The 14,384-nt window shown below is 32.6% G+C and carries 9 protein-coding genes; 7 read left to right on the plus strand and 2 right to left on the minus strand.

Annotation, left to right across the window (positions count from 1 at the left end; translation table 11 throughout):
• Positions 1-149: 149 nt before the first annotated feature.
• On the minus strand, positions 150-2,762 hold the full coding sequence (locus BMY33_RS15980; protein WP_091410436.1) for a zinc-dependent metalloprotease: 2,613 nt from the start codon (positions 2,760-2,762) through the stop codon (positions 150-152).
• 273 nt (positions 2,763-3,035) lie between these two features.
• Here BMY33_RS15980 and BMY33_RS15985 point away from each other — a divergent pair, with 273 nt between their 5' ends.
• From BMY33_RS15985 to BMY33_RS16000, 4 genes are all read left to right on the plus strand, one after another.
• A complete protein-coding gene (locus BMY33_RS15985) occupies positions 3,036-6,470 on the plus strand; it encodes a methylmalonyl-CoA mutase family protein (protein WP_091410438.1) in 3,435 nt (1,144 codons plus the stop codon).
• 108 nt (positions 6,471-6,578) lie between these two features.
• Entirely contained in the window at positions 6,579-7,910 is a 1,332-nt protein-coding gene (locus BMY33_RS15990) for an amidohydrolase family protein (RefSeq protein WP_091410440.1), read from the plus strand.
• A 75-nt stretch (positions 7,911-7,985) separates the two neighbouring features.
• A complete protein-coding gene (locus tag BMY33_RS15995) occupies positions 7,986-9,185 on the plus strand; it encodes a carboxypeptidase-like regulatory domain-containing protein (RefSeq protein ID WP_091410442.1) in 1,200 nt (399 codons plus the stop codon).
• 197 nt (positions 9,186-9,382) lie between these two features.
• Positions 9,383-10,558 carry an alpha/beta hydrolase gene (locus BMY33_RS16000; RefSeq protein ID WP_091410444.1) on the plus strand — a complete coding sequence of 392 codons (1,176 nt, stop codon included), beginning with the start codon at positions 9,383-9,385 and terminating at the stop codon, positions 10,556-10,558.
• A 9-nt stretch (positions 10,559-10,567) separates the two neighbouring features.
• Here the strand turns inward: BMY33_RS16000 and BMY33_RS16005 are convergent, their stop codons facing one another.
• The gene (locus BMY33_RS16005) at positions 10,568-10,951 is read right to left on the minus strand and encodes a thioredoxin domain-containing protein (RefSeq protein ID WP_091410446.1); all 384 of its coding nucleotides are present in this window, start codon (positions 10,949-10,951) and stop codon (positions 10,568-10,570) included.
• 111 nt (positions 10,952-11,062) lie between these two features.
• On the opposite strand from BMY33_RS16005, the gene BMY33_RS16010 reads away from it, so the two are divergent.
• The 3 genes from BMY33_RS16010 to BMY33_RS16020 all read left to right on the plus strand — a co-directional run bounded on the left by BMY33_RS16010 (position 11,063) and on the right by BMY33_RS16020 (position 14,376).
• Positions 11,063-11,506: an Lrp/AsnC family transcriptional regulator gene (locus tag BMY33_RS16010; protein ID WP_425284229.1), complete on the plus strand. Its 444-nt coding sequence runs from the start codon at positions 11,063-11,065 to the stop codon at positions 11,504-11,506.
• A gap of 24 nt (positions 11,507-11,530) precedes the next feature.
• Complete coding sequence (locus tag BMY33_RS16015; protein WP_091410451.1) at positions 11,531-12,676, plus strand: helix-turn-helix domain-containing protein; 1,146 nt, start codon at positions 11,531-11,533, stop codon at positions 12,674-12,676.
• Positions 12,677-12,777: 101 nt separating this feature from the next.
• Positions 12,778-14,376, plus strand: coding sequence for an alanine/glycine:cation symporter family protein (locus BMY33_RS16020; RefSeq protein WP_091410453.1), 1,599 nt, complete (start codon positions 12,778-12,780; stop codon positions 14,374-14,376).
• Positions 14,377-14,384 lie beyond the last annotated feature (8 nt).

The raw sequence follows: 14,384 nt of genomic DNA on the forward strand, positions 1-14,384 counted from the left end.
AAGAGTATAACAATTTCTTACAAAGATGAAGGATGTGAATCGTTTTTAAATAATTGAAAGTAGATGCTTGTTTTTTCTGAATTATATATAAAAAATAAAGGCTGATTTTAATAATAATCAGCCTTTTAGAATTTGTAGTTAGATCAGAATTACTTAATGTCTTCGATTGTATTATTAATCAATGTTCTTAAATGATCTTTATGGGCCTTTGATAATTTGTTTCCGGTACCATTAGATACCATAGATCTTATTCTTTTTAGATTGTATAGAGCCATTGATTTAGAAGCATAGGTGTATTTCGGTCCTTTAGCTCCGGAGTTTTTAGCTACATTGATTAGTCTTTTAGTATATTCTAATTGTAAGTTTTGTCTAAAAGTATTTATAGAGCCTGCAACATCTGCCTGAAAAATAGCATTATTTAGATCTGTCATAAATTCTGATAATTTATATTCATTACCATATAATTCAGAATCGGTAATTCTTTGTAAAGTATTAGGGTGCAAAATATGATCTAGTACTCTTTTTTGAAACCCAAGTGTAAGATCATGAATTTTAGGATCTTCTGGACCTCCGAAGAAGTTGTACCCTCTTCGTTGCATAGCAATATAATTATAAAGATCATTTGGAGTCTTATATGCATCTGGTGCAAACACATACTTTTTTAAAGCATTCATTGCTCTTTTTTGATCTTCATAACTAACGGGTGTAAAAGGTTTGGCATTTGTGTCTTGTCCTACCATACTTCTATCTACATATACGCCACCAATGAATCTTGAAATAACATTTCCTGCTTGAGCATACTGACCGCTCAGGATGTAATAAGCTTGTCTCAGCTCTTGATAAGACTCTCCTTTTTTACTAAACTTCAGTTTGATTTCGCCCATCATATTATTCACTAATTCCATTCTGTTGATAGAATACTTTATTTGATCATTAGACATATCACCAATCATTACTCTTGGATCTATAGCCTTTCCTGGAGAGCGCATATCATCAGCATCATTTCCGAAAATCAGTTCAGGTTTAGTAGATTGACTAGCGATTTTTTCCAGCTCTTTATCCGAGCTTACTGGAGTGTATCCATATTGTATAGCCCATTTATCATAAGGTCCAACTGTCGTAGAAAAATATTGTCCTTGATTTGATTTATCATTTGTGACATTAATTGCAGTATAATCCATAACTGATCCCGTAAGGCATTTGTCTTTAATAAATTCTGGATTATTTAATTCTTCTGGAGAGAATAACTGACTTGCTTTCATGTTATGATTTAACCCTAAAGTATGACCAACTTCATGCATAATTAGTTCCTTCATAGCCTCCATCTTCATACCTTTCATTTCATTATCATTTGCGCCATATGCGATAAGAGCTGCTTGCCCGAATAAAGAATTTTCTTGCATTAAATGGCCATATGAACAGTATAAGTGTTTGTCTTTAATAATTACCGGAAAATCATTTTCCTTGTTCTCATTATTAGCAGTAAGGTTAAATAATTTGTCATACATTACTCTATTCGTATGATATACATATTCTAACATAATGTCAGCTCCCAGAATCTCTCCTGTTCTTGGGTTTACAAAACTTGGACCATACCCACCAAAAGGAGGTCTCGGCGAAGATGTCCATCTCAGTACATTATATCTAATATCTCCAGCATCCCATGTTGCATCATCAGGTTGTAATTTTACAACCATTGCATTTTTAAAACCTGCCTTTTCAAAAGCTTTGTTCCATTCTAAAACAGCTTCTTTAATGGTTTCTCTAAATTCTACTGGTGTAGAGTTTTCCATCCACCAAACAATTGGCTGTACTGGTTCGGAAATTGCTAAACTTGGATCTTTTTTAACTAAATTCCAACGATGTACTAAATCTCTATAAGGTGTTGGACTTGCAGAAGTCATATCAGTCACCTGAGTTAAGAAATAACCAATTCTAGGATCATCAAATCTTGGCTTATAATCATTTTCTGGCATTGCAATAAGACTGTGCTCTACCTTAATTGTCACATTTCTACCATCCGTAACGGCTCTAGAGCCTCCATTAAGTATGTTTGATTTAGAATATACATAATGACTGTTTACGTTCAGATTTTCTGGATAATTTTTGATCATCTTAATTTTAGTTTTCTCTTTACTAAGAGAACCTAGCTTAAAAGCAAAAGGTGATTGCCCAGGGAAATTCGGCATTTTTATTTGTTCAAAAGTCTCTTTAAGGAATAGATCATCTGATTTTATTAGATACAATCCTTTTTCTTCGTCCAAAGCTTCGATTTTTAAACTTGCCATAATTCCTTCGCTAATATTGGCATTAGCGGATTTTGATAAAGCACTGTTTTCGTCAAAATAATAAGAAGCATTTTGAGTGATAAACTCAATTTTATTATAATGTTTTTCGATTTTAAAAACTTTATTATCCATGTATGAACCTCTAAAAGCACCAGCTTCTAGTACTCCATCAGAAATTTGACTGAAATAAATAAATTCTTTGCCAATCTGGTCTTTTTTAATCACCATTTTGGTAGTTCCATCAATAGTATCTCTATAGATGGTAAACAATCCTTCTATTTTTTCACTTTTCTTGGTGAGCTCTTCAATCGATTTTTCTTTGGAATCTTTCTTAGCAGTATCTACTTGCTCCGTTTTCCCTTTTTTTGATTTTTTCTTTTTCTTACGTTGTGCTTCCATGCTTTGGATCCCTAGTCCCAAAACAAATGCAAATGATAAGAGTAATAATTTGTTTTTTGATGATGTAATTTTCATTTTAAAATGTATTTGTTTTCAATAATTTTGGAAGATATAATTTTCCAGATATAGTTAGAAAATCTTTAACAATAGTGTTAACACTTTCTTAAGTTCTATATTGACCAATGGAATGTCCTTTTGTTACAGGAATTGAAAAATAATAAACGTAAATTTGAACTATAAATAATAAAACGATAGTTAGAGTTATTGAAATTATATAATTCTAAAAAAATATCGGTTTTTGATGCGTATTTCGTAAATTAGCACCTATTAAAACACTTTTTATTGTCAATGGAACAAATTGCACCCTATAAGCCCAAGAATAAAGTTAGAATTGTAACTGCAGCATCATTATTTGATGGTCATGACGCGGCGATAAATATTATGCGTCGTATTATTCAGTCAACCGGAGTCGAAGTCATACATTTAGGACATGATAGAAGTGTTGAGGAAGTAGTGAATTGTGCAATTCAAGAAGATGCCAATGCTATTGCAATGACCTCTTATCAAGGAGGACATAATGAATACTTTAAGTATATGTATGATTTACTTAAAGAAAAAGGAGCTTCACACATTAAAATATTTGGAGGTGGAGGTGGAGTAATCTTACCCGAGGAGATTAGTGAGTTAATGGAGTATGGAATTACTAGGATTTATTCTCCTGATGATGGAAGAGAACTAGGATTGCAAGGAATGATTAATGATCTAGTGCAACAATCTGATTATCCTATTGGAGATAATTTAAATGGAGAAGGAGCGCATTTAGCAGATAAAGAAATTGGTGCGATTGCTCGTGTGATTTCTTCGGCAGAAAATTTTCCTGAAGTTGCAAAGGACACCTTAGATCAAATACACGAAAAAAATAAAACATCAAAAACACCTGTTCTGGGTATTACAGGAACTGGAGGAGCTGGAAAATCCTCTCTTGTAGATGAATTAGTTCGACGTTTCTTAATTGATTTTCCTAATAAAACAATTGGATTAATTTCTGTAGATCCATCTAAACGTAAAACTGGTGGAGCTTTATTAGGAGATCGTATTCGGATGAATGCAATAAATTCGCCTAGAGTATATATGCGTTCATTAGCTACAAGACAATCTAATTTAGCATTATCCAAATATGTGGCAGAGGCTATCGAAGTTTTAAAAGCTGCAGAATTTGATCTTATCATCTTAGAGACTTCAGGGATTGGACAATCAGATACAGAAATTCTAGAGCATAGTGATACTTCATTATACGTTATGACTCCAGAGTTTGGAGCAGCTACTCAGTTGGAGAAAATAGATATGCTAGATTTTGCGGATTTAGTTGCTATTAATAAATTTGATAAAAGAGGTTCTCTAGATGCTTTAAGAGATGTAAAAAAACAGTATATGCGTAATCATCAATTGTGGGATATTCCTCAAGATGATTTACCAGTATACGGAACTATAGCTTCGCAGTTTAATGATCCAGGAATGAATACGCTTTATAAAGCGATTATGGATAAGGTGGTGGAGAAAACAGGTGCAGATTTAAAATCAGATTTTCATATTTCTAAGGAAATGTCTGAAAAGATATTCGTAATTCCTCCAAGTAGAACGAGATATTTATCTGAGATCTCTGAAAATAATAGGGCATATGATAAAACGGCTAGTACCCAGGTAGAAGTAGCTCAGAAATTATATGGAATCTATAAAACGATATGCAGTGTAGCTAATCTAGATTTTTTAGGTTTATCTAAAAATGGTGTTGAGGAAGAACAACTTAGAAAAGTAAAGAATGATGAAAATGAAGATTTCTTAAAACTTTTATTAGCAGAATTTGACCGAGTGAAATTAAATCTAGATCCTCATAATTGGGAAACGATAACCGGTTGGGCGGCAAAAGTTCAGAAGTATAAAGATCCAATTTACTCTTTTAAGGTTCGAGACAAAGAAATAAAAATAGAGACGCATACAGAATCCTTATCTCATAGTCAGATTCCAAAAGTAGCTTTGCCTAAGTATCAAGCTTGGGGAGATATCTTAAAATGGTGTTTACAGGAGAATGTGCCTGGAGAGTTTCCTTTTGCTTCTGGTTTGTATCCTTTTAAGAGAACTGGAGAAGATCCTACGAGAATGTTTGCTGGAGAAGGTGGTCCAGAAAGAACTAATAGGCGTTTTCATTATGTAAGTTTAGGGATGCCAGCAAAACGTTTGTCTACGGCTTTTGATTCAGTAACACTTTATGGAAATGATCCAGATCATAGACCTGATATTTATGGTAAAATTGGTAACGCTGGAGTTTCTATTTGCTGCTTAGATGATGCTAAAAAACTATACTCTGGTTTTGATCTTACTCATGCAATGACATCTGTTAGTATGACTATTAATGGTCCTGCACCAATGTTATTGGGCTTTTTTATGAATGCCGCGATCGATCAAAACTGCGAGAAGTATATCAAAGAAAATAATCTAGAATCAGAGGTTGATGCCAAAATAAAGAAGATTTATAAAGATAAGGGAGTCGAACGTCCTTCTTATCAAGGAGATCTTCCAGAAGGAAATGATGGATTAGGATTAATGTTGCTTGGTGTAACGGGAGATCAAGTATTACCAGCAGATATATATGCAGAGATTAAAGCAACAACTCTGAATACAGTAAGAGGAACGGTGCAAGCAGATATTCTTAAAGAAGATCAAGCACAGAATACTTGTATCTTTTCTACAGAATTTGCATTGCGATTAATGGGAGATGTACAAGAGTATTTTATAGAAAAACAAGTGCGTAACTTTTATTCTGTTTCTATTTCAGGGTATCATATTGCAGAAGCTGGAGCAAATCCAATAACCCAATTAGCACTCACCTTAGCTAATGGATTCACGTATGTAGAATATTACTTAAGTAGAGGGATGGATATAAATAAATTTGGACCAAATTTATCTTTCTTTTTCTCCAATGGTATTGATCCAGAATACGCTGTAATTGGTAGAGTAGCTCGTAAAATTTGGGCAAAAGCTTTAAAAGATAAGTACGGAGCTAACGCTAGAGCGCAGATGCTTAAGTATCATATACAAACTTCTGGACGTTCATTACATGCGCAGGAAATAGATTTTAATGATATTCGTACAACGCTTCAAGCATTATATGCTATCTATGATAATTGTAATTCATTACATACCAATGCGTATGATGAAGCTATTACTACACCTACAGAAGAATCTGTTAGAAGAGCAATGGCAATTCAATTGATAATCAATAAAGAATTGGGATTAGCTAAAAATGAGAATCCGATTCAAGGATCTTTTATTATTGAAGAGTTAACTGATTTAGTTGAAGAAGCAGTTCTTACGGAGTTTGATAGAATTACGGAACGTGGAGGAGTGTTAGGTGCTATGGAAACAATGTATCAACGTAGTAAAATACAAGAAGAAAGTTTATATTATGAAACATTAAAACATACGGGAGAGTTTCCTATTATCGGGGTAAATACTTTCTTAAGTTCTAAAGGATCTCCAACTGTGACTCCAGGAGAAGTAATTCGTGCAACAGAAGAAGAAAAGCAATATCAAATTACAATGTTAAATGAATTACAAAAAGGAAATTCTGATGAAACTTCTGAGTTACTAAAGGATTTACAAGAAAGAGCAATTACTAACCAAAATATTTTTGAAGCTTTGATGGAAGTTAGTAAGAAATGTTCTTTAGGACAGATTACGGCTTCACTATTTGAAGTTGGTGGACAATATCGTAGAAATATGTAATCGAAGATTTTTTAAATTTTAGTAATGTCGAAACTTATAAAATCCCGCTCTGATGCGGGATTTTTCTTTTCTGTTAGTTTTTCTATCTTTAGAGAAACACAACTCATCATGAAAAGAATATTCATAATACTATCCCTTGTTTACTGTAGCGCTTTTGGACAACAAAAATTAGTGAAAGCGTTAGTCGGCGGAACATTAATTGATGGATTTGGAGCTACTCCCATAAAAAATAGTGTAATAATCATAGAGAATGATAAGATCAAAGCTATTGGTACGATAGAAACTTTAGAAGTGCCAACAAATGCACAGGTGATTTCTACAGAAGGAATGTCGGTATTGCCAGGGCTTTGGGATATGCATGTACATACGATGATTAATGGTCATGCAGATTATAAGTATTGGGATAAAACATATCCGCCATTATTAGAAAATGTAATCATGCCTTCTTCGGCAGAACAATTGTTAATGGCAGGAGTTACCAGTGCTAGAGATCTTGGAGGTCCGCTTAAAGAAAGTATCTCTGTTAGAGATCGTATTAATGAAGGAGAAATCCCAGGAGCTACCTTGTATGTTTCTGGACCATTTATCCAAAAGAAACCATATCCGGGAACAGAAGCATTTCGTTGGGGGATTAATGGGGTAGAGGATGCTAAAAAGAAAATCAAAAAATTAGCAGATGCAGGTGTCGATTGTATAAAACTCATTGATCAAGATCAAATGACTGCCACAGAATTAAAAGCTGTAGTAGAAACAGCTCATAAGTACAATTTAAAAGTAGTTGCTCACGGACATCGGCCACAGGAAATAAGAGCAGGACTTACCGCCAATGTAGATTGTTTTGAACATACTGGTTTGTCATCGGCTCCGAGATATCCAGATGATGTAATGGAAGCGATCAAGGAACGAACGGCACAAATGAATCTTGGTCCTTTATTTTGGTGTCCTACAGTCGAAGGTCTGTATAATTATGAATATGTAAGGGATAACGGAGAGCATTTAGATAATGATTCTTGGCATAGAGGATTACATGATACCATAGTAACAGACATAAAAAACAGCTTTACTCATAAAGATCGTTTACCATATTTTCAGTTAACACCATTGCGAAAACCAACTTTAGAAACTAAAATTAAGCAGTTAATGGAGGCAGGAGTAGTGTTGATGATTGGAACTGATAGCGGGATTCCGATGAAATTCCATAGCCAATCTACTTGGAATGAATTAGATGTATGGGTAAATGAATTTGGGATAGATCCTATGTATGCAATAAAAGCAGCCACGTATTGGCCATCAGTTTGGATGGGAGTTTCTGATAAAGTTGGAACTATTACAGAGGGTAAATTTGCTGATATTATAGCGGTAAAAGGAGATGTTTTAAGACATGTAAACTTGTTGCAAGATGTTGATATGGTAATTAAACATGGTAAAAGGTATAAATAAGATTAATAATGAATATAGTAATCTATAGGTTGCGGCAAGATTTTTGATCATCGCTATAGCATCAAAAAACATCTTATGAACTTTTACAAATATCGTGTAATACTCTTATGTACTCTTCTCGTTTATTCTTTTGGATCATCTCAGACGAAACAAATCATTATTGTTGATGAACTTACAAAGGAACCCATAGAAGGAGTTCATTTGTTATATGCTAGTTTAGAAGAAGGAAGTTATACGAATGCTGATGGTGCTGCAAATATTATCGTTAGAGAAGAGATATTAACTATCTCTCATCTTAATTACCAAGATGTAACTGTAACTCCTAAAGAAATAACACTCTTAAATACTATTTCTTTAAAACCTGATGATGTGCAGTTAGATGAGGTAATTGTTAATTCTTTTGATTTAAGAAAAGCACTCCAATATGTATTGGATAATTACTATAACCTATACGTAGATTATCCAACAGAAAAAGAATGCTCTTTTAAGGAAACCCTATTGGTGGATGATAAAATACATCGTCTAATTCTTTCAGATCTTAAAATTTGGACAAAAGACGCAGGTTTCAATAATAGAAAACTAGAGAAAAACATAAAGCTTAAATTAGGTACTGTTAGTCAAAACAAGAACGTTCCTATGGATTTTGATATTAATGATAAAGGTGAATCTAATCCAGAATCAAGCGGACATATTGTAACTAAAAGTCTATTACTTAATACATATTTAGATGTTGCTATAGTTGGTTTTTTAAAATATTCGGGAATGATAGAGGAAACAGTAGAAGTATCTTCATCAGATGTTATTATAGTTTCTTTTACAACTGATTGGAAGAATGTTAATGAAATAGCAAATAGAACAAAAGGTAGGTTTGTTTTTGATAAAAAAACAAAAGCAGTTATCGAGTTTGTTAAAGAGGTTGAATTGCGCAATGATATAAAGAAAAAGACTTCTACTTTTTCTAATAGAGAATATGAGTATGAAAGCAAAAGTCAAGTTATCTCGTATAATTTTACTAAGAAAATGGATAAAAAATATAGTCTAAGTAAATTTAGTATAGAAGGCAATGTGACTTTATCTTATGATAACAAAAACTATGATACTAAATTTAAAAACGATCTTTTTGTTTTAAAAGAATCCAAAAAAAGGAGGTTTGGAAATAATGGAATAGTAGATTTAGAACAACCGATTTACAAAATGTTACCGTCTAATGTGATTAATTCCAATGCTATTGTATTAACAACAAAAGAAAGAGAGTTTTTAGAATCTAAAGATTGATCTGACTGTGTTTTTTTAGTGGTTGTATTTTTATAAAACTGATTAATAATAAAATATCAAACTTTATTAAAGGATAAAATTTTATTTTTCTATCTTCAGCTAACTATACAAACCAGTAAATTATTTACGTTGTTTTCAATCAATTGGGAATGAAGTAGCCTACAAAAAGTAAGTAATTGGGTCAAAAGATATAAGTGATGTTAAGATATATCATATTGTTAAGTATTTGTGTAAATACTTTTGCTCAAACCTATGAAACAGGAAAAATTATAGATTCTATTCTTGTCTCTGACAAAAATAAAGAGACATTTGCAATGTATCTTCCTAGTGCATTTGATGCCAATGTAGCGTCGCCAATTGTATTTGTTTTTGATCCTGGAGCAGAGGGTAAAAGAGGAATACAGCAATTTGTGAAGGCTTCAGAAAGTTATGGATATATACTAGTGTGTTCTAACCATACTAAGAATGGACCGTACGATCGCAATTTTGATATTACCAATCGTTTGTTCGAATTTATGTTTGCTAATTTTAGAATTAAGCAAGATCAGATATATTTATCTGGTTTCTCTGGTGGATCTCGTTTAGCTTCTGCTATTGCAGTATTAACAAATCAAGTAGCGGGTGTTGTAGGCTGTGGAGCTGGATTTTCACAAGAATCTTCTCATATCCCAAGCACTCAAAACTTCGCATATGTAGGTGTATGCGGCGATAGAGATATGAATTATCAAGAAATGATTCGTGCAAAAGGATATTTACAAAAACTAAATTTTACAAACACATTAATAACGTATGATGGTAATCATAGTTGGACGCCTCCTGATCAAATTTTAAGAGCATTCGATTGGCTAGAAATTCAGGCGCATCTTCGAGAGGTTAGGAAAAAGGAAGCTTCAGAAATTTACAAAAGCTATAAAAAAGTTTATAACACTGGACTTGAAGCGGAAAAAGAAAGTGATTTGATAATAGCAGTAGAAAATTATGAACGCGCTCTAACTACCTATAATTCGTTTTATAACTTGGATAGTATAGTAAACAAATTAAAGATAATTCATAAGAGCAAAGCATATAAAAATTTATTGAAATCGGTATCTAAGGCATTCGATAAAGAAGTTGCTTTAACAAAGAAGTTTACTACACGTCTTTTTGAAGATTATAAAAAACCTAATAAAATTGATCTTTCCTGGTGGGAGCAAGAGCTAGGTAAATTAGAAAAATTGGATAAAAAAGAAGATATACAAACTAAAAAAATGTTAGAAAGGTTAAGGTTTCAGATTTTTGCCGTTGCATATTCAATGAACAATCCTAATTTATATGAATCTAATGAGAAACAGAAAAAACTTGCTGATAAAATTAGGAAGCTGATTTATCCTTAATAGGATTAGTTATAAGGACATCATCCAGTTACGTTGTAGCTTTTTAAACTTTTTAACTTCTTTGCGTAGTAACTTAACAAAATCTTTACCATTACTTTCGGAATGTTCTAATCGTTCACAATTGCGATAAAGTTTATTGGTCAAATTCTCTAATAAACAAGCATGTTTTAAACGATCATTTTGGAAAATTTGATTTTCCGCTTTAATAATTTCAGGAACTAAAGAATCTGAATCTTTTACGATATCTCCCGTAAAATAAATAAATGGGTTTTCGTTTCCGTTTTTTTCTAATGCAGAAAAATCATGAACTAGATATTTAGAAACACTCTTAGATAATATGAGTATTTCAAGAGCTTTTTTATAAAGTATTTTATTTTTAGGGCTCGCATTCATGGTTAAGTCAAAATTAAGGGTATTTATAAGGATATTGCTTTTTACTTTAAGGTATATTGCTTAATTTGCTTTAGAAAATAATGTAAATTCTGTTTTTTACTTAAAATCATAATGGATATCACAAATTGGAAAATTCTTCAATTATTACAGGAAAATGCAAGACTATCTAATGCAGAAATAGGAAGAAGTGTTGGATTGAGTTCTCCTGCTGTTGCAGAACGAATAAAAAAAATGGAAGACTATGGTATAATAGAAGGTTATACAACCAAAGTATCTTATGCTAAAACAGGTTACCAATTAAAAGCTATTATAACTTTGAGAGCTTTTATGGGACGTTTAAAGCCGTTTTTATCAAAAATATCTGAATTTAAAGAGGTGCTTAATTGTTATCGAATTACGGGTAATGAAAATATAATTATGGAAGTAGTTCTTGAGGATCAAGTCCATCTTCAGGGTTTTATAGATCGATTGATCACATATGGCGAAGCAAAAACTCACATTATTTTATCTAATGTAGTCGAAAATAACCCAATTCTGAATCGAAAGAATGAATAGAATATATACTATCTTTAGAATATCATGTACGTTACTTTAGAATATTATGTTACGGCAATAGTTTGCTTGATTACTGCTTTTGTAATTCATAGAATTTATTATAAAGAGAAAGTAAAGAACCAGACTTCTATATCAATTAGTGGTATTAAATGGTTTGGTTTTGCGATTTTTTTGTGGGGGTTTGGTGCTCTAATGAATATAATACTGGTTCAGTTAGTTGATATTGAAAAGACTAATAAGATTGTTATTTACCTTGGAGTATTTATTTCTTTAACTAACTCATTAAGTATATTACTTTCTTTGCCATCTATAGAGCATCAGAGAGAGCGTAATATTATGGTCAGATTAGTGCAGCGTTTTTCTGAGAAAGAGTTTGTAACTCTTTTTAGTGGAGTCTTACTAATGATTGCCTTTGTCTTTATCGTTGCTTCCTATAGTAATACAGAGATTAGTAATAATTTTATATGGCTTATAGATATTCCGATTTCACTAATCGTTGCATTTGCATTGTTAAACGAATTGAGCAAAGCTTTTGCAAATCGGGCCATGAAATTTATGGTAGTACCTTGTTTTTTATTGTTTGTACTTATAGTAATCGCAGTAACCCATAGAATCATTCCACAGGATAAAATGTTAGGGTATATCGATCAAGAATTTTGGAGTTTACTTGGAGTAATTACTGGAGTATCATTTAAGTTTTTATTTATTCTATTGTTCTCTATTTTGTTATATAGTTGGAAATTTCTTTCAGAAAAAGAATTGAAACAAACAGAATTAGAAATCCTTACAACCAAAAAGGAAGAACTATTAAATCAGAATCAAAAACTGGTAATAGCTAACGAGAGTCACTTAGATACAATAACTACATTACAAAGACGCTTGAAAGAAAATGAACTTAAAATTAGCTCATTAGAAGAATCTACAAGAATTGCATTATCCGATAGACAAAAAGAAGTATTGGGAAATCTTGGTATTTGCGGAAGTAGTAAATCGTATACAGAAATTGCGGAGGCTATGAACATAAGTTTGGATGGTTTCCAAACTCATATTTACCAGATTAAAAAAGTGCTTAAAATTAGTGGAGCAGATGGAAAAGAACAATTAATAACATTTGCCAAAACTAATGAACTACTAAAATATGCTAGCATTCAGCATAAAAGTACTGATTAAGTACATGCTTAAGCATTCTAAGTTTTTAATTTCATCACTGCGTAATCTTTTGTGATAATCTGTTTTGTGTAATCTTCGTCCGGAATCAAAATATTCGGAAAATGAAGAAAATTATAGCAGTATGTATTTCTCTTTTATCATATGCATACACTAATGCGCAAGAAAAATTAGAGAGCACTATTGATCAAAACATTAATGAAGGTTTTAAAAATGCCACAGATTGGTTTGTGGATGCAATTTTTGCTGAAATTCCAATTACTTCCCAAGTTGGAGTGCCATGGGTTCTGGTCGTTCTGTTGTTAGGAGCTTCTTATTTTACTATTTATTTTAAGGGCATTAATTTTAGAAATTTTTGGACTTCGATAAATATTGTTAGAGGCAAATATGATGATCTCGAATCCTCAGATACATTAGAAGTCTCGGAGTCCGTTCATACAAAAGATGGAGATCAACCTGATACGATTAGGGTAGAAGGTGAAATAGGGGAGGTAAGTCATTTTCAAGCCTTAACTGCCGCTTTATCTGCCACGGTTGGTTTGGGTAATGTAGCAGGTGTTGCTATTGCATTATCTATTGGAGGAGCTGGAGCAACATTTTGGATGATCTTAGTTGGTTTTTTAGGAATGGCATCCAAATTTGTAGAATGTACACTTGGGGTTGCATATAGAGAAGTTGATGAAAATGGTACTGTTTATGGCGGGCCAATGTATTATTTGAGTAAAGGTTTAAAAGAAAAGGGATTCACCAATCTCGGAAAGGTCTTAGCAGTAATTTTTGCAATTATGTGTGTAGGAGGGTCTTTTGGTGGTGGAAATATGTTTCAGGCTAATCAGGCTTTTAAGTTATTTGAACATGTAACTGGTGCGGAGAATAGTTTTATTTACGGAAAAGGATGGTTATTTGGATTGGTGATGGCTATTCTAGTGGCTATTGTAATTATTGGGGGAATAAAGAAGATAGCTAAAGTAACTGATAAGATAGTACCATCTATGGTAGTTTTGTATGTAGTAGCTGTGGTCACGGTTATATCTATTAACTATAAAGTGATACCAGAAGCTATTTATGCTATTATAAATGGAGCTTTTAGTCGAGAAGGCATTACAGGTGGAATGGTAGGGGTTATGATTCAAGGATTTAGGAGAGCTGCTTTTTCTAATGAAGCGGGAATAGGATCAGCTTCTATTGCACATTCAGCAGTTAAAACAAAGTACGCAGCGAGCGAAGGTTTAGTAGCCTTATTAGAACCTTTTATAGATACTGTAGTAATTTGTACCATGACAGCTATTGTTCTAATTATTACAGGTCAAATTCAAGTAGGAACAGAAATTTCTGATGAGCAAGGTGTTTTACTTACTGCTAACGCCTTAGAGAGCGGTATTTCGTGGTTTCCTTATGTTTTAAGTTTTGCTGTAACGTTATTTGCTTTTTCATCTATGATCTCATGGTCATATTACGGTTATCAGGCTTGGTCATATCTATTCGGAAGAAGAAAATATGTAGAATATATATATAAGAGTATATTTTGTATTTGTGTAATTATTGGTTCGGCAGCGAGTTTAACAGCCGTAACTGATTTTTCGGATGCAATGATTTTTTCTATGCTTGTACCTAATATGATAGGACTATTTTTGATGGCACCAAGAGTAGCAAAAGAGTTGAAGAAATATAAAAAAGCTATTTCCGATAATAAATTGACTTAAGACCTATG

This window comes from Aquimarina amphilecti, from assembly GCF_900109375.1.
Classification (GTDB): domain Bacteria; phylum Bacteroidota; class Bacteroidia; order Flavobacteriales; family Flavobacteriaceae; genus Aquimarina; species Aquimarina amphilecti.

What these genes read in the sequence shown, in the direction of transcription:
- BMY33_RS15995 (WP_091410442.1), top strand. Translation starts at nt 7,986, where the DNA reads ATGAACTTTTACAAATATCGTGTAATACTCTTATGTACTCTTCTCGTT.
- BMY33_RS16000 (WP_091410444.1), top strand. Translation starts at nt 9,383, where the DNA reads ATGTTAAGATATATCATATTGTTAAGTATTTGTGTAAATACTTTTGCT.
- BMY33_RS15980 (WP_091410436.1), bottom strand. Translation starts at nt 2,762, where the DNA reads ATGAAAATTACATCATCAAAAAACAAATTATTACTCTTATCATTTGCA.
- BMY33_RS15990 (WP_091410440.1), top strand. Translation starts at nt 6,579, where the DNA reads ATGAAAAGAATATTCATAATACTATCCCTTGTTTACTGTAGCGCTTTT.
- BMY33_RS16020 (WP_091410453.1), top strand. Translation starts at nt 12,778, where the DNA reads ATGAAGAAAATTATAGCAGTATGTATTTCTCTTTTATCATATGCATAC.
- BMY33_RS15985 (WP_091410438.1), top strand. Translation starts at nt 3,036, where the DNA reads ATGGAACAAATTGCACCCTATAAGCCCAAGAATAAAGTTAGAATTGTA.
- BMY33_RS16015 (WP_091410451.1), top strand. Translation starts at nt 11,531, where the DNA reads ATGTACGTTACTTTAGAATATTATGTTACGGCAATAGTTTGCTTGATT.
- BMY33_RS16005 (WP_091410446.1), bottom strand. Translation starts at nt 10,951, where the DNA reads ATGAATGCGAGCCCTAAAAATAAAATACTTTATAAAAAAGCTCTTGAA.
- BMY33_RS16010 (WP_425284229.1), top strand. Translation starts at nt 11,063, where the DNA reads ATGGATATCACAAATTGGAAAATTCTTCAATTATTACAGGAAAATGCA.